Raw genomic sequence first — 18,594 nt, 5'->3', positions numbered from 1 at the left:
TGGGGCCCCGCGGAGGCCCCACCCGTGCGGATCACACGTTCGCGTGCTGCTTCTCGGCGAGGTGGGCGCGCAGGCCCTCACCCTCGACGTCCACGTTGGGCAGGATCTTGTTCAGCCAGCGCGGCAGCCACCATGCGGCGTTGTTCAGCAGCGACATCACCGCCGGCACGATCGTCATCCGGACCACGAACGCGTCGATGGCGACACCGATCGCGAGCGCGAAGCCCATCGACTTGATGATCGGGTCCTCCAGGAAGACGAAGCCGCCGAACACCGAGATCATGATGAGCGCGGCGGCGATGACCACCCGGGCGCCGTGCCCCATGCCGTTGATGGTGGCCTGCTGGGCGGTGTCGCCGTGCACGAAGTCCTCGCGCATCCGGGAGACCAGGAAGACCTCGTAGTCCATGGCCAGGCCGAACAGGATGCCGATGAGCAGGATCGGCAGGAAGCTGACCAGCGGGGCCGGCGTGTCCAGGCCGACCAGGTCGGCCAGGTGGCCCTGCTGGAACACCGCCACAGTGATGCCGAACGTGGCCGCCACGGTGAGCAGGAAGCCCAGCGCCGCCTTGACCGGCACCAGGATCGACCGGAACACCAGCATCAGCAGCAGGATCGACAGGCCCACCACCAGCAGCAGGTAGACCGGCAGCGCGTCGGAGAGCTTCTCCGACACGTCGATGCCGACAGCGGTGACGCCGGTGAGCAGCACGTCGGCGTTCTGGATGCCCGACACCTGCTTGCGGATGTCGTGCACCACCGTCTCGGTGGCCTCCTCGGTCGGCCCGGTCTTCGGGATCACCCCGATCAGCGCGGTACGCCCCGACGGGTCGACCTGCGGCGGGGCCACCGCCAGCACCCCGTCGGTCTTCTGGACCAGCGCGGTCACCTGCGGAATGGCGGCCTGGGTGGCCTGCGGCGAGTCGGCCGTCACCACGACCGCGAGCCGGCCGGTGAAGCCGGGGCCGAAGCCCTCGCGGATCAGATCGCTGCTGACCCGGGCCGGGGTGCCCTCGGCGGCGGCGGAGGCGTCCGGCAGCGCCAAGCGCATGTCCTGGGCCGGGATCGCGAGCAGGCCGAGGCCGAGCAGCCCGACCAGGATCACCGGGATGCGCAGTCTGGTCACCCACCGCGCCCAGCGGAAGCCGAAGCCGGAGCGGTCCTCCGAGCCGGTGGTCGGGTCCTCGACCGCCTTGCGGTCACGCAGCTTGCGCGGCAGCACCTTGTGTCCGGCGAAGCCGAGCAGCGCCGGAGCCAGCGTGATCGCCACCAGCACGGCCACTGTGACGGTGCCGGCGGCGGCCAGGCCCATCACGGTGAGGAACGGGATGCCCACCACGGCCAGACCGGCGAGCGCCACCACGACCGTCGCGCCGGCGAAGACCACAGCCGAGCCGGCGGTGCCGACCGCACGGCCGACCGCCTCCTCCGGGGAGAGCCCGTCGAGCAGGTTCTGCCGGTGCCGGGAGGTGATGAACAGCGAGTAGTCGATGCCGACCGCGAGGCCGAGCATCAGCGCCAGGATCGGCGCGGTGCTGGTCAGCTCGACCGCGCCGCTGAGCGCGAACAGACCGGCCATGCCGACGCCGACGCCGATGAGCGCGTTCAACATGGTCATCCCGGCCGCCACGAGCGAGCCGAACGTGATCACCAGAACGATCGCCGCGACCAGCACGCCGATCGCCTCGGTCGAGCCGACCTCCGGCTCACCGTTGAGCACCTCGCCGCCGGGGGCGATCTGCCAGCCCTGCGCCTCGGCCTGCGCGCCGACCTTCTCGTACGCGTCGCGCTGCTCGTCGGTCACCTCGTCCGCGCCGCCGGCGAACTGCACCTGGATCAGCGCGTACCGGCCGTCCGGGGTGAGCGCCTGCGCCTGGTACGGGTCGACCGCGCCGACCACGCCCGGGAGCGTGGCCGCCTCCTGCGTGACCTGCTTGACCACCGCCTGCCCGGCGGGTGAGGTCAGCGCGCCGTCCTGCGGCGCCTTGATCGCGATCGTGCCGGTGGCGCCGCTGGCCGCCGGGAAGCGGTCGGCGAGCAGGTCGATCGCCTTCTGCGATTCGGTGCCCGGCATGGTGAAGTTGCTCGCCGTCGGGCCCCTCAGCGTGGCCGCGGCCAGGCCGAGTCCGACGAGTACGACGAGCCAGACGACGGCGACGAGTCGCCGCCGGCGCAGGGATGCCCGGCCGAGCCGGTACAGCAGGGTCGCCATGGACCTTCCTTGTCCTCGGGGTTCGGATCAGGTGGTGACTTCGAGCGCGCGGTACGCCACGGCGAGCAGCGCGGGTCGCAGCTGGTCGTCGGGGATGTCCAGGAACTCGCCGCAGGTCTCGGCGATGCCGGCGAGCACGACGAGCGCCGCGACGCGTGCCTCCGGACGGTCGGAGAAGCCGGAGAAGGCGGCGATGAGTTGTTCGGAGATCTGCTGGATGTGGGCGAACGCGGGCTGCTGGAGCAGGTCGGGGAACTCGCCCCGGAGCAGCGCGATCTCCCGGCGGAAGCGGACCGCCAGGTCGACGAAGCCGTCCGCGGCGACGCGTTGGGCCTCGGCGCCGGTGTGCGCGGCGATCCGGACGTCCAGCTCCTCCAGCATCGTGATGGCCGGGGCCATCAGCTCGCAGAGCAGGGCGTCCTTGCTGGCGAAGTGGTAGAGCACCGTCGCCTTGGAGCAGCCGACATCGCGGGCGATGTCTTGCAGCGAGGTGCCCTTGTACCCGGTGACGGCGAACCGGCGAGCGGCCGCGGCCAGCAGCTCGTCGTGGGTGGCGGTGGTGGGTCGCGCCATGTCCTCCAGCATGCCTGACCGATCGGTCAGGTGCTGACCGATCGGTCAGATCGCACGCGTGGCGTTCGCCACAACGACCCGTTTTCGCAGGTCAGGCCGGTGGGCGGCCGTGTGTGCGGTCGTACTCGGTCCGGGCCGCGCTGATCGCCTCCCGGTGCCGCTCCGCCCAGCTCGTCAGCGCCACCAGCGACTCGTACAGCTCCCGGGCCATCGGCGTGGCGGTGTACTCCACCTTCGGCGGCACCGTGGGATGCACGTGCCGGTGAAGCAGCCCGTCCCGCTCCAGATTGCGCAGCGTCAGCGTGAGCATCCGGCGGCTGATCCCCTCCACCCGGCGCTCCAGCTCGGTGAAGCGGACCGGGCCGGCCGAGGCGGCGATCAGGATGCCGATGGCCCACTTGCCGCCGACCCGGTCCAGCGCCTCCCGCACGGTGCAGGCGCTCGCCCGCTCCGCCGTGTCCGGTCCGCACCGCTCCGACTCCGCCTCACCCACGCCCCCGATCGTCGCAGGTGCCGGCCGGTGCGGCGCGCCGGGCACCGTGTCGGGGTTGCCGAGCCGGGCCCGGCCCGGGATGGTGGTCCGATGGGCGCCGCCGACGAGACCCGGGCCGGAGTGTCGCTGACCAACCTCGACCAGCCGCTCTTCGACGGCGCCGGGGCGACCAAACGCGACCTGGTCGACTACCTCGACGCGATGGCCGACCGGATCCTGCCGGAACTGCGGGACCGGCCGCTGTCGGTGCTGCGGGTGCGGCCCGGCCAGGAGCCGTTCATGCAGAAGAACCTGCCGAAGTACACGCCCGGCTGGGTGCGCCGCACCGAGGTGTGGGCGGAGGCGTCGCACCGGCGGATCTCGTACGCGCTCTGCGACGACCGGCGGACGCTGCTCTGGTTCGCCAACCAGCGGGCGGTGGAGTACCACCCGACGCTGGCCCGCGCCGGTGCGCCCGAGCACCCGTCCCACCTGGTGCTCGACCTGGACCCGCCGGAGGGGGACGCGTTCGGCGCCGTGGTGCGGGTCGCCCTGCTGGTCCGGCAGGCGCTCGCCGACGCCGGGCTCGCCGGCGCGGTGAAGACGAGCGGCGCCAAGGGGCTGCACGTGGTCGTGCCGGTGGACCCGGCCACCACGGCGGAGGAGGCCGCCGCCGCGACCCGCGCTCTCGCCGTCCGTACCGAACGGCTCGACCCGGCGGCCGCGACCACCGCGTTCATCGTCGCCGACCGCGGCGGCCGCGTCTTCGTCGACTCCACCCGGGCGTACGGCGCGACTGTGGTGGCCGCCTACAGCCCCCGGATCCGGCCCGGCGCCCCGGTGTCGTACCCGGTGGGCTGGACCGATCTGGAGAGCGCGACCCCGGCCGACTTCACCGTGCGGACCGTGCCGGGCCTGCTGGGGGACCGGGATCCCTGGGCTGAGGCGCTGCCCGCGCCGCAGCGCCTGCCGGCGGACCTGGTCGAGCAGGGGCGGACCATCCCGGTTGCCCGGGTGCAGGCGATGCACGAGGGCAAGCGCCGCGCCAAGGCCCGCCGCGAGGCCGGGTGACGCCGGTCCGCGTCAGCGGCGCCGGGTCGCCGTCGCCGGTGGCCGCTTGCCCCAGGTGAACGCGATGAGCACCACTGCCAGCACCCAGGTGACGATCATCGTCCAGATCGGGCGGGTCTCGGTGGCCGCGCCGACGAACCCGCCGATCGCGTAGCTGACCAGGCAGAGCAGGCCGGTCGCGGCGAGCCGCCCGGCCGCGCTGCGGCCCTCCGGCTCGAACACCCAGTCGGCGATGCCCTTCGTGGTGCGCAGCACTGTGCCGGTCTGGTACGACGTGGCGGTCTGCACGCCGAACGTGCGGACGACGAGCCCGCCGAGGATGCCGACCGGGAACGCCAGCAGCGCGGTCAGGATCGTGCGCTCGGTCAGCGAGTCGCGCCCCGAGTCGAGGGACCGGTCCACCAGCCCCCAGAGCACGAGCAGCGCCAGCATGGCGAGCAGTTCCATGCCCGGCGGGGTGAGCGGTCCGGCCGGGCGCACGCGGCGGATCCCGGCGCCGAGCAGGCCGCCCAGGCCGAACGCGACAAGTGACGCCAGCGCGGACGGCCACGCCGGCAGGTGATCGGCGGCACCCATTCCGACGAACGCCACGTTGCCGGTCTGAATACCCACGAACACCTTGTACTTGAGGAACGAGAAGGCGTCTACCACACCGGCGAGGCCGGTGGAGAGCGCAAGTGCCAGAAACGGTATGTGGAAGTCGTATTCCCCCACCCGCCAGCGATCCTCCGCGTTGTTGGACATCGCCCTCCCTACCCCTCGTTCCGCCCGTGAAACCGCTGCGGCGCGCGATGCGCAGAAGTGCCGGGAAAAGTGTTTCCTGTCGTTTCCGGTGAATGGCGCGATCGCGTTATTCACCAATGGCATCCGGTTCGGCAGCATCGCAATTGTGTCTCGACGGCGAGACTCGAAGCCGAAGGAGGCCGAGCGCATGTTCGTGCTCCCCGTCGCCAGAATCCGCGTCACGTTCTATTCGATCGCGGCGCTGGCCGTCGCCGGAGTCGCCACGGATGCTCCGGTCTGGAGCATTGCGGCGTCGCTGTTCCTCTGTGTCGCGATTCCGCTCGCGGTGGCCTTTCAGAGCCCGGAACACCTGCGGGCGTTGTTCGTCCCGTCCCGGGCCGCCGAATCGGCGGTCCACACCCGGAAGGAAATCCGTCATGCCCCGATCCAATGACCGTGCCGGAATGGGATCATCGCCCAAGGACCACCAGATGGTCGGCACGGTCCCGCGGAATCCGGCGATCGACCAGTCACACCCCGACCTGGTGCATCCGCCGTCGACAGACAACGGGCTCATGCCGAACCTGGTGTTCCCGTTCTCGCTGGCGCACACCCGGCAGGAGAGCGGCGGCTGGACCCGGGAGGTCACCAACCGACTCCTGCCGATCGCCCACGACCTGGCGATCGTGAACATGAAGCTCAACCCCGGGGCGTACCGGGAACTGCACTGGCACATCCAGTCCGAGTGGGCCTTCGTCCTCACCGGCAGCTGCCGGATCGCCGCCGTGGACCAGGAGGGCCGCAACTTCCTGGAGGACGTCAAGGCCGGCGACCTCTGGTACTTCCCGGCCGGCATCCCGCACCACATCCAGGCGCACGACGAGGGCGTGGAGTTCCTGCTCGTCTTCGACGACGGCTGCTACTCCGAGGACGCCACGTTCCAGCTCACGGACTTCTTCTCGCACGTGCCGAAGGAGGTCATCGCCAAGAACTTCGGCTGGACGATGCAGCAGATGGCCAACTTCCCGCCGGAGTCCGAACGGTACATCTTCCCGGGGCAGGTGCCGCCACCGCTGGCCGAGGACCGGGTCTTCAGTCCGACCGGCGACGTGCCCCGCACGTTCAAGCACAGCCTGCTCGCCCAGACGCCGGAGAAGTTCGAGGGCGGCAGCGTACGGATCGCCGACTCGAGCAACTTCGCCGCGGCGGTCACCACCACCGCCGCGCTGGTGGAGATCGAGCCCGGCGCGATGCGGGAACTGCACTGGCATCCCAACGGCGCGGAGATGCAGTACGTCATCTCGGGCAAGGGGCGGATGGGCGTCTTCGCCAACCACGCCACGGCCCGCACCTACAACATGGAGACCGGGGACGTCGGCTACGTGCCGATCTCCATGGGCCACTATATCGAGAACATCGGCGACAAGCCCTTCGTCTACCTGGAGCTGTTCCGGACCGCGAAGTTCGAGGACGTGTCGCTCGCCCAGTGGCTGGCCAACGTCCCGCCGGAGGTGGTCGCGGACACGATCAACGTGCCACGCGAGCTGATCGAGGCCCTTCCGAAGACGAAGAGCCCGCTGCAACGGCACTGAGAACGCGGTGCTGAGCGCGGACGCCGCGACCCTGTGGTGTCCGCGCTCCGCGCCGCATTCCTCAACCTTCGTCCCGCGACTCCCAGACCAGCGCCAGCTCCACCCGGTTGTGGACGCCGAGCTTCGCGTAGATCGAACGCAGGTGGGTGTCGACGGTGTGGAACGAGACGAACAGGTCCCGGGCCGCCTCCTGCTTCGTCATGCCGACCGCGAGCAGTTCGGCCACCCGTACCTCGGCGGGGGTCAGCGCGGCCACGGCCCGGCGGCTGGCGTCGTCTCCCGTCGTGCCGTCGGGCTCCGGCGTCCCGTCCCCGGCGACGCCGGCACCCATCCGGGTGTACATCGCGGCGCACTCGGCGAGCAGGCCGGGCGCCTCCGCCGGCGGCAGCCCGGGCGACCGCGCCAGGTCGTGCAGCGCGTCGGCCAGGGCCGGCCGGGCGGAGGTGGTGCGGAGCAGCCGTACCGCCGCGCGCAGCGCCGGCGGATCATCGGTCAGCAGCCCGTCGACCTGGTGCGCCACCCCGCGCCAGAGCGCGTTGTTCGCCATCCCGGCGGCCCGCTTCAGGTGGTCGGCGAGGATCTCGGCCCGCTGCCGGTCACCCAGCGCCAGCGCTGCGCGGACCAGCCGCGGGCCGTGGTGCGGCACCAGCAGCAGGGGAGCCATCGAGCGGTCCGGCATGGCGAACGCGGCCCCCAGGAGCGCGGCGTGCCGGCCCGGTTCCGGGTCGCCCGCGGCGGCGCAGCCCAGACGGAACCACTGCATGTCGTCGGGCCAGCCCACCGTGGGGCGTTCGTCCGCCAGCAGCTTCCGGGCCGCGGCCACCTCACCCCGGCGCAGCAGCACCTCCACGACCGTGGCGAGCAGGTCCACCCGGGCCTGCGCCGGCAGGGCGACACCGCGTTCGGACAACGCGAGGCGGGCCCGCGCCTCGGCCTCGGCCAGCTCGCCGGTGCTCAGCCGCAGGACGCAGTCCAGCGCGGTCACCAGCGGCTGCGCCACCGCGCCCAGCGTGTCGATCTCCCCGGCGACGCCGTCGAGCGCGGTCGCCGCGTCGACGTACCGGCCGAGCGCGATCTGGTTCGCCACCCGGTCGACGCGCAGGAAGATCGCCTGGGTACGGGCAGCCGGCTCGCCCGCGTCCACCTCCCGCAGGATCCGCGCGGCGCGGGGCAGGTCGCCGGTGGCGGTGGCCCGGGACGCGTTCGCCAGGGCCAGCCGGATGCCGCCGCCGGGGGAGGGGCTGCGCTCGTGCGCCCGCTCCGCCGCCGCCACCAGCTCGGCGGCGTCGGGATGCCCGAACCGGGCCGCCAGCGACGCCAGCATGGTGAGCGTCCAGCTCCGCCCGGCGGCGTCCAGCTCCTGGTTCAGCGCCCGCCCGAGGTACGTCAGGGACAGCGAGGGGCGCTGTGTCGCGTAGTAGGCCCCGAGCCGCCCGAGCAGCATCGCCCGCTGCCGTGGCCCGTACCTGTCGGCGGCGACCTCCCGGTGCAGCATGCGCAGCGTCTCGTCCACCCGGCCGGCCAGGTAGAGGTTGTCGGCGACGTCGACCAGCCAGGCCAGGCGCTCGTCGGCCGGGCCCGGTGCCGGGGCGGCCAGCAGCAGGTCCGCGGCGAGGCTGGGTCCGACCGCCGGGTCGGCCGCCAGCCGCGTGGCGAGCGCCCGGGCGGACCGGCTCACCGCCGGCAGGACCCGCAGGAGCTGCCGGGCGGCCTGGGCCGGGCGTCCGGCGTCGGCGAGCACCTCGGCGGCCGCCTCGCGCAGCGCCTGGCGCACCGAGGCCGGCGTGTCCCGCAGGACGTCGTCGCGCAGCGCGATCGAGGCCAGTCGCAGCCCGGCCGCGGTGTCGACGAGGAACCCGCGCGCGATCAGCTCCTCCACCGTCGCGTCGACCGGCTCGTCCGGCGTGGTGCCGGTGCGAACGGCCACCGCTTCGAGGAACCATAGGCCGCAGGGCGCGTCCGCGACGGCGACACCGCGCAGGACCCACCGCTGCGCGGTGGTGAGCGACGAGGGTACGCCGGTGTGCATCTTGGGACGGTTGGTCAACGGCGTCTCGGGCAACTGGCTCACCTTCGCAGGTGCTGGGTTTCGACCCGTTCACCGCGAGGTTAGCCAGCTCACGACCTGCTCATCCCCGAATCGGGGGACAAAGGTGAGGGCGGCTCCGGATCTCCGGTGCCGGCCGCTAGATGACGCGGCGCCGGACCCGCCACACCACCACACCGACCAGGATCGCCGCGACGGTGACGAACACTGCCGCCTCGATGAGCTGGAACGTCCAGAACCGGTTCGCCGGGTGGTAGACCCCGAACTGCTGGACGCCGCGCGCGTGCAGGAACTGGTTGAGGTTGGTGCCGGCCCGGTCGGCGGCGTCCGCCAGCTCGGCGTACTCGACTCCGCTCAGCCGCCGCCCGGTGGCGTCGGCGTAGCCGCGCTCGATCACCCAGTCGGCGACGCCCGGCAGGTGCCCCGCCCGGTCCTGCGAGTCGCCCACGGGCACCGGCTCCATGGTCGTGAGCGGCGTGGCGTACGCGGGACGGGCCAACAGCCCCACCGACATCCGGGCGGCGAGGAACGCCCCGAACGCGACGCCGAACGCGGGCAGGCTGCGCCGCAGGATCGCCCCCGCGGCGGTGGCGACACCGAACGCGAACAGCGCGTACGCCACCGGGACGAGTCCCTCCAGGTCGAATGCGTCGTACTGGAACCGCCCCTCCCACGCGTCGAACGGCTGACGGAACCAGGTGAGCACCGCTGTGAACACCCCGGTGAGCGCGACGGTGACGCCGGCCAGTGCCGCGAGCTTTGCCGCCAGCCAGCGCATCCGCGGCACGGCCTGCGTCCAGGCGAGCTGCCAGGTGCCGTCCTCCAGTTCGCGCGCCAGCAGCGGTGCGCCGAGGAACGCGCCGATGACGACGGGGACCAGGTAGAAGGCCGCCAGGAGGTTCTCGACGTACCCGTACTCCTCGTCGAGCCGGCGGAAGGAGGCCGTGCAGGCCGTGTCGACGCCGGCCTGTCCCGCGCACCGGGCGGGACCGCCGGGGAACAGGTCGTGGGCCTGCGTCCCGAGAACGAGCAGGGCGACGCCGAACACGCCGACGAGCAGACCCAGGACGCAGACCTCGGTCCGGTGCTGGCGCCAGATCAACCACGTCACGCCGGCACCCCCGAGGTGACCGCGGCGCCCGGCTCGGACGGCCGGCGCAGGTACGCCAGCACCAGATCCTCCAGCGCGACCGGCTGGGCCTGCCATCCGGGCGCGGCCGGGAGCCCGCCGTCACGTACCAGCAGGGTCGTGTGCCTGTCGCTGTGGACGGCCTCCACGACGGTGCCGGCCCGGTCGAGGTCGTCGGCCGTGCGCGGGCCGACGAGCAGCCGGTGCTCGGCGAGGAGGGTGTCGATGTCACCGGTGAGCGTGACCCGGCCCTGGTTGAGCACGACCAGGTGGTCGCAGACGCGCTCCAGTTCGTGCACGACGTGGGAGGAGAACAGGACGGTCACCCCGCCCTCGGCCACCGCGCCCATGAGGACCTGGAGGAACTCGTGCCGGGCCAGCGGGTCGAGGCTGGCCACCGGCTCGTCGAGGACGAGCAGGTCCGGCCGCTTCGCCAGCGCCAGGGCCAACGCGACCTGGGCCTGCTGCCCGCCGGAGAGCGTGCCGGCCCTGCGGTCGAGGGGTATGCCCAGCTTCGCCAGCCGGCGCTCGGCCAACCCCTGGTCGAAGCGGAGGTTGCAGGCCCGGCCGAAGCGGAGCATCTCGGCGACTGTGAAGCGCTTGTACAGCGGGTGGTCCTGGGCCAGGAACCCGATCCGGGACAGCGTCTGCGGGGTGCTCGCAGTGACGTCCCGGCCGAGGACCTCCACCGTGCCGGTGCTCGGTGCCAGCAACCCGACGACCAGGCGCAGCAGCGTGGTCTTGCCCGCGCCGTTCGGCCCGACCAGGGCGATCACGCCGCCCGCCGGCAGCGCCAGGGTGCAGTCACGCAGCGCCCAGCCCTTCCGGTACCGCTTGCCCACACCGTCGGTGCGCAGCGCGAACCCGGTCGCTGTCACGCCACGTCCTCGTTCCTCGTCTGCTGGTGGACGGAGGTGAAGAGCGCGTCGACCGCCTGTTCGTCGAGGCCGGCCGCGTAGGCGCGGCGCAACCAGGTCTCCAGGCCGCGGCGCAGCGACGTGTACGTCGACGCCGACATCACGGCCGACTGCTGTGCGTTGACGAACGTGCCCTGGCCGGGCCGGCCGGTGACCAGGTTCTCCTGCTCCATCTGCCGGTACGCCTTGGCGACGGTGTTCGGATTGATCGCCAGGTCCTCGACCACCTCGCGGATGAGCGGGAGGCGGTCACCGGGTTGGAGGAAGCCCAGCAGCACCGCCTGCCGGACCTGCTGGACGAGTTGCAGGTACGGCGGCACGCCGGAGTGGGTGTCGAGCCGGAAGACGAACACGGTGCTCCTCACTGCTTTACTAGTAACGTAGTAAAGCAGTGGATCGGTGGTCAAGGGAGCCGGCGCGCCCGGCCTGCCGAGGGATCGCCCGGAAACGGAACGAGCCCGGCAGCCAGGGCGGCTGTCGGGCTCGTGAAGGTCTCTTGGTGCGATTTCTTAGCAAGTGTGCCCCCGGCAGGATTCGAACCTGCGCTCCCGCCTCCGGAGGGCGGTGCTCTATCCCCTGAGCTACGGGGGCTCAGCGACCCGAGAAGAGTAGCAAACCCCCTCCCGGATCACCGAATCGGTACCCCCGCGAGTCGATCTTCGTCGGATCAGGCGGCGGCGACGGCGCGACCGCAGCTCGGCAGCGGGTGCAGCACGACCCGGCGGGGCAGCCGGCGGGGCCACTCGTTGCGCGGCCACGAGCCGTCCACGATCAGGTGCACGGTGCGTTCCTCGGCGCCGCTGAGCCGCAGCACGAAGTCCCGGGGCAGTGGCGGATCCACCGACGGCGTCGTGACCATGAACCGCACCCGTCCCCGCGAGGAGACCGCCGACACCACATCGGCGGCGGGCATGGTGCCGCGCAGGCGTACCCGGCCGATCCAGTAGACCTCCGCGGCGTGCTCCTGGGCCGCCCGCGTGATCGCCGGGTACTCGCTGCGTACCCAGCGCTCGACCGCGCCGACGCACAGGCCGCAGGCCCGCTCGCGCGGCTCGCGCGGCCCCAGACCCCAGGCCCGGAGGTACGCCCCGACGGTGCCGGCGTCCATCGCCAGCCCGAACCGGCGCTCGATGAGGGCGGTCAGGCTCTGTCGTGTCCAGAGCTCCTCGTCGAGGCCGAACTCGTCGGGGTGGACCCCCCGGAGCACGTCGATGAGTTCGAGTTCCTGTTCGCGGCTGAGCGTTCCCGGCTCGCCCTGCCGCAGTCCGCGACGGACGGCTGCCACCGCTCCGTCACCGCCGATGGTGTGGCGTCGGCACCAGCTGGTCACCGACCGCCCTGCGTCTCTGAGTGCAACCCCCACGTCTTGGGCAACGAGCCCGAATCGCAACTGGTCACGATATGTGGGTAGAAAACTCTCCAACCTCCACAATGACCCGTTAACCCCAAACCGTTACAAACACCCATACAGAACATTCCGGGCAGCCTGAGGCTCTCAAGTTCGAGATCTTGGTACGAAGCGGCCCTCCTGGGGGCCCTTCCGTACCAAGATCTCCTGGCGCGACCCCCGCCGCCCCCCGTCCCCGCGATCTTGCACTTGCCGCCCTCCGATAACGGGGTGAATCCGGCATCACCGGGGCAGCAACTGCAAGATCGCCGGGGCGGGGCGGGGTGGGGCGGGGCGACACGGGGGCGACACGGGGCGGGGGCGGGGGCGAGGGAGCGCGGAGACGGTGAGGCCCGGTGCCCCTGGGAGGGAGACCGGGCCTCGGTGGATCGGGTGGGGCGGGTGTTACGGGGTGCCGCCCAGGCGCTTCAGCGCCGCGCCCAGGTTGGTCAGGTCGTTCTGCTGGGTGTTCTTCATCGTCTGGGCGACCGCCAGCACGTCGTCGTCGTGCCCCTCGTCGAGGATGCCGTCGATCATGTGCACCCCACCGATGTGGTGGCGGATCATCATCTGGAGGAAGAGCACGTCGAACTCGCGGCCGCTCGCCGCGCGCAGCTTCGCCATCTCCTCCGGCGTCGCCATGCCCGGCATCAGGCCGTTCTTGACCAACCCGCCGCCGTCCTTCATCCACGCCATCGGGGCCTGGTCACCGGTCGGGTCCAGCTTCCAGGAGCGCAGCCAGGTCTGCATGGTGCCGATCTCGCCCTGCTGGCCGGTGGCGATGTCCACGCCGACCTGGCGTACCTCCGGGTCCTGGCCCTGGCCGAACGCCAGCAGACCCATCGCGACGGCCTGGTTGTGGTGGGCGGTCATGTCCCGGGCGAACCCGGCCTCCGCCGAGTTCTCACCCGGACGGGTGAGCGTCGGGGTGAGCAGGCCGCCCGCGTACCCGAGGACCAGCCCGACCACGAGGGCGGCGGCCACGGCCAGCAGGCCGTAACGGCGCACCGCGCCCCGGCCGCCCTGGTCGGCGGCCGGAGCCTCGTCGGTCTCGCTGTCGGTGGTCACCGGAGCGGTCATCGCGGCGTCCTTACTGGGTGGGCTGCTGGGGCATGGTGTTCTGGAGGTTGTCGCGCGGGGTGGTGCCGGTGGCGGTGACGCCCTGGTCGCAGAGCGCGTTCGGGCCCTCGATGGAGGCGTTCACCCGCAGGGTCTTGATGAAGTCGTCGATCCGGCCGTCGTCGGCGTTGTCGACCTTGAGCTGGTAGCCCCAGGCCTGGAGCGAGATCGGCTTGTCCAGCCCCTCGAACGGGCTGAGCATCAGCTTCTCCTTGCCCTGCACCTTGCTGCGGAGCTTCTCCACCTGGTCGGCGGGCAGGTCCGGGCGGTAGGTGATCCAGACCGTGCCGTGCTCCAGGCTGTGCACCGCGTGCTCGTTGGCGATCGGGGCGTCGTAGACGTCACCCATGCAGTTCTGCCACGCCTGGTTGTGCGGGCCGCCGACCGGCGGGGTGATGTCGTACTTGATCGCGCCGGGCTGGTGGTTGCCGCCCTTGACCAGGTCCTTGTCCTTCGCGCGGTAGTCGACGATGCCGTCGATCGCCTCGGCGCGCTTCTGCCACGGCTGGCCGCCCTGGTAGACCGCCCAGGCGCCGACGCCGATGATGCCCACGGCCAGTACGCCGACCGCGACGAAGAGGGCGATCGGGCCCCAGGAGCGGCCCTGGCTCACCTTCACCGGGGTGACCGGCTTGCGGCCCTTGCCCCCGGCGCCCTGCCGTGGCGTGCCCTTGCCGCCCCCGGCCTTGCCCGAGCCGGCCTTCGCGGCGGGCTTGTCGGCAGCCGCGGGCCGGCCGGCGGCCGGCTTCTTGCCGGTGCTGACCACGGTGGGACGGCGCTCCGGGCCGCCCGGGGTGCTGATGCTCATCGTGCCTCGTCAGGTCGGTCGGTCAGGGGAGCGCGGGGCCGGTTCACATGCTGGGTCGCCTCCGCGGTGCCCGAGTCTACCCCCGATAACATGGTTCGGTGACTCCCGCAGAACTCGCCGAGGTCGTCCTCGCCGCAGCCCACGCCGTCTTCGACGAGCGGGGACTGGACCGCGCCGCGCTGCCCGCGCAGACCACCGTCGAGCGACCCCGTAATCCCGATCACGGTGACTACGCCTCGACGCTGGCGCTCCAGCTCAGCAAGAAGGTGGGCGTACCCCCGCGGGAGCTGGCGACCGCGCTGGCCGACGAACTGGCCAAGGCGCCGGGGATCAAGTCGGTGGAGATCGCCGGGCCCGGCTTCCTGAACGTCCGCCTCGACGCGGCCGCCGCCGGTCAGCTCGCCAAGGTCATCGTTGAGGCCGGTCCGGCGTACGGGCGCAGCGACACGCTCGCCGGCCAGCGGATCAACCTGGAGTTCGTCTCGGCGAACCCGACCGGCCCGGTGCACATCGGCGGGGTCCGCTGGGCGGCCGTCGGCGACGCGCTCAGCCGCCTGCTCCGCGCCACCGGCGCCGACGTGGGCACGGAGTACTACTTCAACGACGCCGGCTCGCAGATCGACCGGTTCGCCCGCTCGCTGCTGGCCGCCGCCAAGGGTGAGCCCGCGCCGGAGGACGGCTACGGCGGCGCGTACATCGCGGAGATCGCCGCCGAGGTGGTCCGGCTGCGGCCGGACGTGCTCGACCTCCCCGAGGACGCCGCCCAGGAGGTGTTCCGGAACGAGGGCGTCCAGTTGATGTTCGCCGAGATCAAGTCCTCGCTGCGCGACTTCGGTGTGGAGTTCGACACCTACTTCAACGAGAAGGACCTGCACGACGGGGGTGCGCTGGACGCGGCGCTGGACCGGCTGCGGGAGCAGGGGCACGTCTTCGAGTCCGAGGGCGCGACCTGGCTGCGCACCACCGAGTTCGGCGACGACAAGGACCGGGTGCTGCGCAAGTCCAACGGCGAGTGGACGTACTTCGCCGCCGACTGCGCCTACTACCTGAACAAGCGGGAGCGCGGCTTCGACCGGGTCGTGATCATGCTGGGCGCCGACCACCACGGCTACATCGGCCGGATGAAGGCGATGTCCGCGTGCTTCGGCGACGACCCGGCGCGCAACCTGGAGATCCTCATCGGCCAGCTGGTCAACCTGGTCCGCGACGGCGCCCCGGTGCGGATGAGCAAGCGGGCCGGCACCGTGGTCACGCTGGAGGACCTGGTCGACGCGATCGGTGTGGACGCGGCCCGGTACGCGCTGGCCCGCTACTCGGCCGACTCGCCCATCGACATCGACGTGGAGCTGTGGACCCGGGCCAAGAACGACAACCCGGTCTACTACGTGCAGTACGTCGCGGCCCGTACCGCCGGGGTGGCCCGCAACGCGGCCGAGATCGGGCTGACCCGGGGTGACGCCGCCGCGTTCCAGCCGGAGCTGCTCGGCCACGACAAGGAGAACGAGCTGCTCAAGGCGCTCGCGGAGTTCCCCGCGGTGGTGGCCACCGCCGCCGAGCTGCGCGAGCCGCACCGGGTGGCCCGCTACCTGGAGGAGAGCGTCGCGCAGGCGTACCACCGGTTCTACGACAACTGCCGGATCGCCCCGCAGGGCGACGAGGAGATCACCGACACCCACCGGGCGCGGCTCTGGCTCAACGACGCCACCCGGGTGGTCATCGCCAACGGCCTGCACCTGCTCGGGGTGTCCGCGCCGGAGCGGATGTAGCGACATGCGGGCTCACGAGGCAGGCGCACTGCACGGCGAGATCGGTACCCGGGGGCCTGCCTGGCTGCGTACCCCGGTCGACGTCAACGCCCTGGTGCCGCAACTGTGGCCGCGCAACGTGGCGCGCGGCTCCGGCGGCGCGCTCACAGTCGCGGGCCTGGACGTCCGCGGCCTGGCCGCGGAGTACGGCACCCCGGCGTACGTGCTGGACGAGGACGACCTGCGCGAGCGCTGCCGCGAGTTCCGGGCGGCCTTCCCGGACGCGGACGTCTACTACGCCGGCAAGGCGTTCCTGTGCCGCGCCGTGGTCCGGATGATCGCCGAGGAGGGCATGTTCCTCGACGTCTGCACCGGCGGCGAGCTGGCCACCGCGCTGTCGGCCGGGATGCCGCCCGAGCGGATCGGCTTCCACGGCAACAACAAGTCGGTGGCGGAGCTGACCCGGGCGGTCGACGCCGGGGTGGGCCGGATCATCGTCGACTCGTTCACCGAGATCGACCGGCTCTCCGAGCTGGCCCGCGAGCGCGGGGTACGCCCCAAGGTGCTGGTCCGGGTCACCGTCGGGGTGGAGGCGCACACCCACGAGTTCATCGCCACCGCCCACGAGGACCAGAAGTTCGGCTTCTCCCTCGCGGGCGGGGCCGCCGCGGCGGCCGCGTTCAAGATCCTCGACGAGGACGTGCTGGAGCTGCGCGGCCTGCACTCGCACATCGGCTCGCAGATCTTCGACGCCAGCGGCTTCGAGGTGTCCGCCCGCCGGGTGCTCGCCCTCCAGTCGCAGATCCGCGACGCCCGCGGCGTGGAGCTGCCCGAGCTGGACCTGGGCGGCGGCTTCGGCATCGCGTACACCACGCAGGACGACCCGGCGTCGCCGCACGACCTGGCGAAGCGGCTGCGCAAGATCGTGGACGGGGAGTGCGCGGCGGAGAACCTGGCCGTGCCGCATCTGTCCGTCGAGCCGGGCCGCGCGATCGTCGGCCCGGCGGTGTTCACGCTCTATCAGGCCGGGACCGTGAAAGATGTGGACGGCCTGCGGACCTACGTGAGCGTGGACGGGGGGATGAGTGACAACATCCGTACCGCGCTCTACGACGCCTCGTACTCGGCCACGCTGGCGAACCGCACGTCAACCGCGCAGCCGATGCTCGCCCGCGTGGTGGGAAAGCATTGTGAGTCCGGGGACATCGTGGTGAAGGATGAATTCCTGCCCGCTGACGTGCAGCCCGGAGATCTTGTCGCGGTGCCCGGCACCGGGGCCTACTGCCGGAGCATGGCGAGCAACTACAACCATGTCCCGCGGCCCCCGGTCGTCGCCGTCCGCGAAGGTCGGGCGCGGCTGATCGTCCGCCGGGAGACCGAAGACGACCTGCTGGCATTGGATGTGGGATGACCTCACCGGTTCGCTTGGCGCTGCTCGGCTGCGGCACTGTCGGCAGCGACGTGGTCCGGCTGCTGCACGAGCAGTCGGAAGACCTCGCCGCCCGGATCGGCGCCCCGCTGGAGATCGCCGGGATCGCCGTACGCCGAATCGGCCGTGACCGCGGCGACCTGCCGGTCGACCCGGCGCTGTTCACCACCGACGCGCTCGGGCTGATCAAGCGCGACGACGTGGACGTGGTGGTCGAGGTGGTCGGCGGCATCGAGCCGGCCCGCGGCTGGCTGGTCGAGGCGCTGCGCGCCGGCAAGAGCGTGGTCACCGCCAACAAGGCGCTGCTCGCCGAGGACGGCGCCGCGCTGCACGACGCCGCCGCCGAGGGTGGCGCCGACCTCTACTACGAGGCGAGCGTCGCCGGGGCCATCCCGCTGCTGCGCCCGCTGCGCGAGTCGCTGCACGGCGACCGGATCACCCGGGTCACCGGCATCGTGAACGGCACCACGAACTTCATCCTCTCCGCCATGGACGCCACCGGCGCCGGGTTCGCCGAGGCGCTGGAGGAGGCCACCGAGCTGGGGTACGCCGAGGCCGACCCGACGGCCGACGTGGAGGGCTTCGACGCCGCCGCCAAGGCCGCCATCCTCGCCTCGCTGGCGTTCCACACCCGGGTGACCGCCGCCGACGTGCACCGCGAGGGCATCACCGAGGTGACCGCCGCCGACGTGGCCAGCGCCAAGGCCATGGGTTGCACGATCAAACTGCTCTGCATCGCGGCCCGGGGCGTCGACGCGGAGGGCCGGGAGACCGTCAACGTCCGGGTGCACCCGGCGATGATCCCGCTGACGCATCCGCTCGCGAGCGTCGGTGACGCGTTCAACGCGGTCTTCGTCGAGGCCGACGCCGCCGGGCAGCTCATGTTCTACGGCCGGGGCGCCGGTGGCGCGCCCACCGCCAGCGCGGTGCTCGGCGACGTGGTGGCGGTGGCCCGCAACCGCCTCGCCGGGGTGCACGCGGCGAGCGAGTCGGCGTACGCGGACCTGCCGGTGCGCCCGATGGGCGAGGCGCTCACCCGCTACCACATCAGCCTCGACGTGGCCGACCGGCCGGGCGTGCTGGCCGGGGTGGCAGGCGTCTTCGCCCGGCACGAGGTGTCCATCGCCACCGTCCGGCAGGGTCCGGCAGGCGGGGACGCCGAACTGGTCATCGTCACCCACGTCGCGCCGGATGCCGCGCTCGCGGCCACCGTCGGTGAGCTGCGCGGACTCGACATCGTCCGTTCGGTGACGAGTGTGCTGCGGGTGGAGGGTGGCGCGTAACCCGCGCGTCCCGCCTGATGGTTAGAGCAGGGTGTGCCGGTGGCCGGCCGAGCAGGCTGGTCCACGCTGGTGACAGGCCCCGGAGCG

At 72.1% G+C, this 18,594-nt stretch carries 17 protein-coding genes and 1 tRNA gene; 6 read left to right on the top strand and 12 right to left on the bottom strand.

Features of this window, described 5'->3' with window-relative positions:
• Positions 1-31: 31 nt before the first annotated feature.
• The 3 genes from IF06_RS0115505 to IF06_RS0115495 form a co-directional block, all read right to left on the bottom strand.
• A complete protein-coding gene (locus tag IF06_RS0115505) occupies positions 32-2,212 on the bottom strand; it encodes an MMPL family transporter (protein ID WP_030271812.1) in 2,181 nt (726 codons plus the stop codon).
• Positions 2,213-2,239: 27 nt separating this feature from the next.
• Complete coding sequence (locus IF06_RS0115500) at positions 2,240-2,785, bottom strand: TetR/AcrR family transcriptional regulator (RefSeq protein WP_013288294.1); 546 nt, start codon at positions 2,783-2,785, stop codon at positions 2,240-2,242.
• A gap of 91 nt (positions 2,786-2,876) precedes the next feature.
• Positions 2,877-3,278 carry a winged helix-turn-helix transcriptional regulator gene (locus IF06_RS0115495; protein ID WP_030271810.1) on the bottom strand — a complete coding sequence of 134 codons (402 nt, stop codon included), beginning with the start codon at positions 3,276-3,278 and terminating at the stop codon, positions 2,877-2,879.
• Positions 3,279-3,368: 90 nt separating this feature from the next.
• Between IF06_RS0115495 and ligD the strand changes: the two genes are divergently transcribed.
• Positions 3,369-4,328: a non-homologous end-joining DNA ligase gene (ligD, locus tag IF06_RS0115490; protein ID WP_030271808.1), complete on the top strand. Its 960-nt coding sequence runs from the start codon at positions 3,369-3,371 to the stop codon at positions 4,326-4,328.
• A gap of 12 nt (positions 4,329-4,340) precedes the next feature.
• On the opposite strand, the gene IF06_RS0115485 is transcribed toward ligD, so the two are convergent.
• Positions 4,341-5,072: a DUF1275 family protein gene (locus tag IF06_RS0115485; protein ID WP_030271806.1), complete on the bottom strand. Its 732-nt coding sequence runs from the start codon at positions 5,070-5,072 to the stop codon at positions 4,341-4,343.
• On the opposite strand from IF06_RS0115485, the gene IF06_RS34355 reads away from it, so the two are divergent.
• Positions 5,065-5,505: a hypothetical protein gene (locus IF06_RS34355; protein ID WP_232236692.1), complete on the top strand. Its 441-nt coding sequence runs from the start codon at positions 5,065-5,067 to the stop codon at positions 5,503-5,505. The two genes, IF06_RS0115485 and IF06_RS34355, sit on opposite strands and share 8 nt — an antisense overlap.
• A 37-nt stretch (positions 5,506-5,542) precedes the next feature.
• Entirely contained in the window at positions 5,543-6,643 is a 1,101-nt protein-coding gene (locus IF06_RS0115475) for a cupin domain-containing protein (protein ID WP_030271804.1), read from the top strand.
• A gap of 61 nt (positions 6,644-6,704) precedes the next feature.
• Here the strand turns inward: IF06_RS0115475 and IF06_RS0115470 are convergent, their stop codons facing one another.
• The 8 genes from IF06_RS0115470 to IF06_RS0115435 all read right to left on the bottom strand — a co-directional run bounded on the left by IF06_RS0115470 (position 6,705) and on the right by IF06_RS0115435 (position 14,050).
• Entirely contained in the window at positions 6,705-8,714 is a 2,010-nt protein-coding gene (locus IF06_RS0115470) for a helix-turn-helix domain-containing protein (RefSeq protein ID WP_013288289.1), read from the bottom strand.
• A 115-nt stretch (positions 8,715-8,829) separates the two neighbouring features.
• Positions 8,830-9,801, bottom strand: coding sequence for an ABC transporter permease subunit (locus tag IF06_RS0115465; RefSeq protein ID WP_030271802.1), 972 nt, complete (start codon positions 9,799-9,801; stop codon positions 8,830-8,832).
• Entirely contained in the window at positions 9,798-10,697 is a 900-nt protein-coding gene (locus IF06_RS0115460; protein WP_013288287.1) for an ABC transporter ATP-binding protein, read from the bottom strand. The genes IF06_RS0115465 and IF06_RS0115460 overlap by 4 nt, the downstream gene beginning before the upstream one ends.
• Positions 10,694-11,089, bottom strand: a complete 396-nt coding sequence (locus IF06_RS0115455) for a GntR family transcriptional regulator (protein ID WP_013288286.1) — start codon at positions 11,087-11,089, stop codon at positions 10,694-10,696. The genes IF06_RS0115460 and IF06_RS0115455 overlap by 4 nt, the downstream gene beginning before the upstream one ends.
• A 166-nt stretch (positions 11,090-11,255) precedes the next feature.
• Positions 11,256-11,327, bottom strand: a tRNA-Arg gene (locus IF06_RS0115450).
• A gap of 76 nt (positions 11,328-11,403) precedes the next feature.
• A complete protein-coding gene (locus tag IF06_RS0115445; protein WP_026267749.1) occupies positions 11,404-12,099 on the bottom strand; it encodes a winged helix-turn-helix domain-containing protein in 696 nt (231 codons plus the stop codon).
• 429 nt (positions 12,100-12,528) lie between these two features.
• Positions 12,529-13,203 (bottom strand): DUF305 domain-containing protein, encoded by a 675-nt coding sequence (locus IF06_RS0115440; RefSeq protein WP_030271799.1) that lies wholly within the window; start codon positions 13,201-13,203, stop codon positions 12,529-12,531.
• Between the two features lie 10 nt (positions 13,204-13,213).
• Positions 13,214-14,050 (bottom strand): DUF3105 domain-containing protein, encoded by an 837-nt coding sequence (locus IF06_RS0115435; RefSeq protein ID WP_013288283.1) that lies wholly within the window; start codon positions 14,048-14,050, stop codon positions 13,214-13,216.
• A gap of 98 nt (positions 14,051-14,148) precedes the next feature.
• Here IF06_RS0115435 and argS point away from each other — a divergent pair, with 98 nt between their 5' ends.
• The 3 genes from argS to IF06_RS0115420 are packed head-to-tail and all read left to right on the top strand — an operon-like array spanning position 14,149 to position 18,507.
• Positions 14,149-15,816, top strand: coding sequence for an arginine--tRNA ligase (gene argS / locus IF06_RS0115430; RefSeq protein WP_013288282.1), 1,668 nt, complete (start codon positions 14,149-14,151; stop codon positions 15,814-15,816).
• Positions 15,817-15,820: 4 nt separating this feature from the next.
• On the top strand, positions 15,821-17,206 hold the full coding sequence (gene lysA / locus IF06_RS0115425) for a diaminopimelate decarboxylase (RefSeq protein ID WP_013288281.1): 1,386 nt from the start codon (positions 15,821-15,823) through the stop codon (positions 17,204-17,206).
• Positions 17,203-18,507, top strand: a complete 1,305-nt coding sequence (locus IF06_RS0115420; protein WP_013288280.1) for a homoserine dehydrogenase — start codon at positions 17,203-17,205, stop codon at positions 18,505-18,507. Before lysA ends, IF06_RS0115420 begins: the two co-directional genes overlap by 4 nt.
• The last annotated feature ends 87 nt before the right edge of the window (positions 18,508-18,594 follow it).

Source organism: Micromonospora globosa, from assembly GCF_000717585.1.
Classification (GTDB): Bacteria; Actinomycetota; Actinomycetes; order Mycobacteriales; family Micromonosporaceae; genus Micromonospora; species Micromonospora aurantiaca.
The sequence above is the reverse complement of the archived record's forward strand: the minus strand, read 5'-3'. Positions and strand labels throughout refer to the sequence as shown.

Coding starts and splice junctions, on each gene's coding strand:
- lysA (WP_013288281.1), top strand. CDS start 15,821: ATGCGGGCTCACGAGGCAGGCGCACTGCACGGCGAGATCGGTACCCGG.
- IF06_RS0115485 (WP_030271806.1), bottom strand. CDS start 5,072: ATGTCCAACAACGCGGAGGATCGCTGGCGGGTGGGGGAATACGACTTC.
- IF06_RS0115440 (WP_030271799.1), bottom strand. CDS start 13,203: ATGACCGCTCCGGTGACCACCGACAGCGAGACCGACGAGGCTCCGGCC.
- IF06_RS0115500 (WP_013288294.1), bottom strand. CDS start 2,785: ATGGCGCGACCCACCACCGCCACCCACGACGAGCTGCTGGCCGCGGCC.
- IF06_RS0115475 (WP_030271804.1), top strand. CDS start 5,543: ATGGTCGGCACGGTCCCGCGGAATCCGGCGATCGACCAGTCACACCCC.
- ligD (WP_030271808.1), top strand. CDS start 3,369: ATGGGCGCCGCCGACGAGACCCGGGCCGGAGTGTCGCTGACCAACCTC.
- IF06_RS0115505 (WP_030271812.1), bottom strand. CDS start 2,212: ATGGCGACCCTGCTGTACCGGCTCGGCCGGGCATCCCTGCGCCGGCGG.
- IF06_RS0115435 (WP_013288283.1), bottom strand. CDS start 14,050: ATGAGCATCAGCACCCCGGGCGGCCCGGAGCGCCGTCCCACCGTGGTC.
- IF06_RS0115420 (WP_013288280.1), top strand. CDS start 17,203: ATGACCTCACCGGTTCGCTTGGCGCTGCTCGGCTGCGGCACTGTCGGC.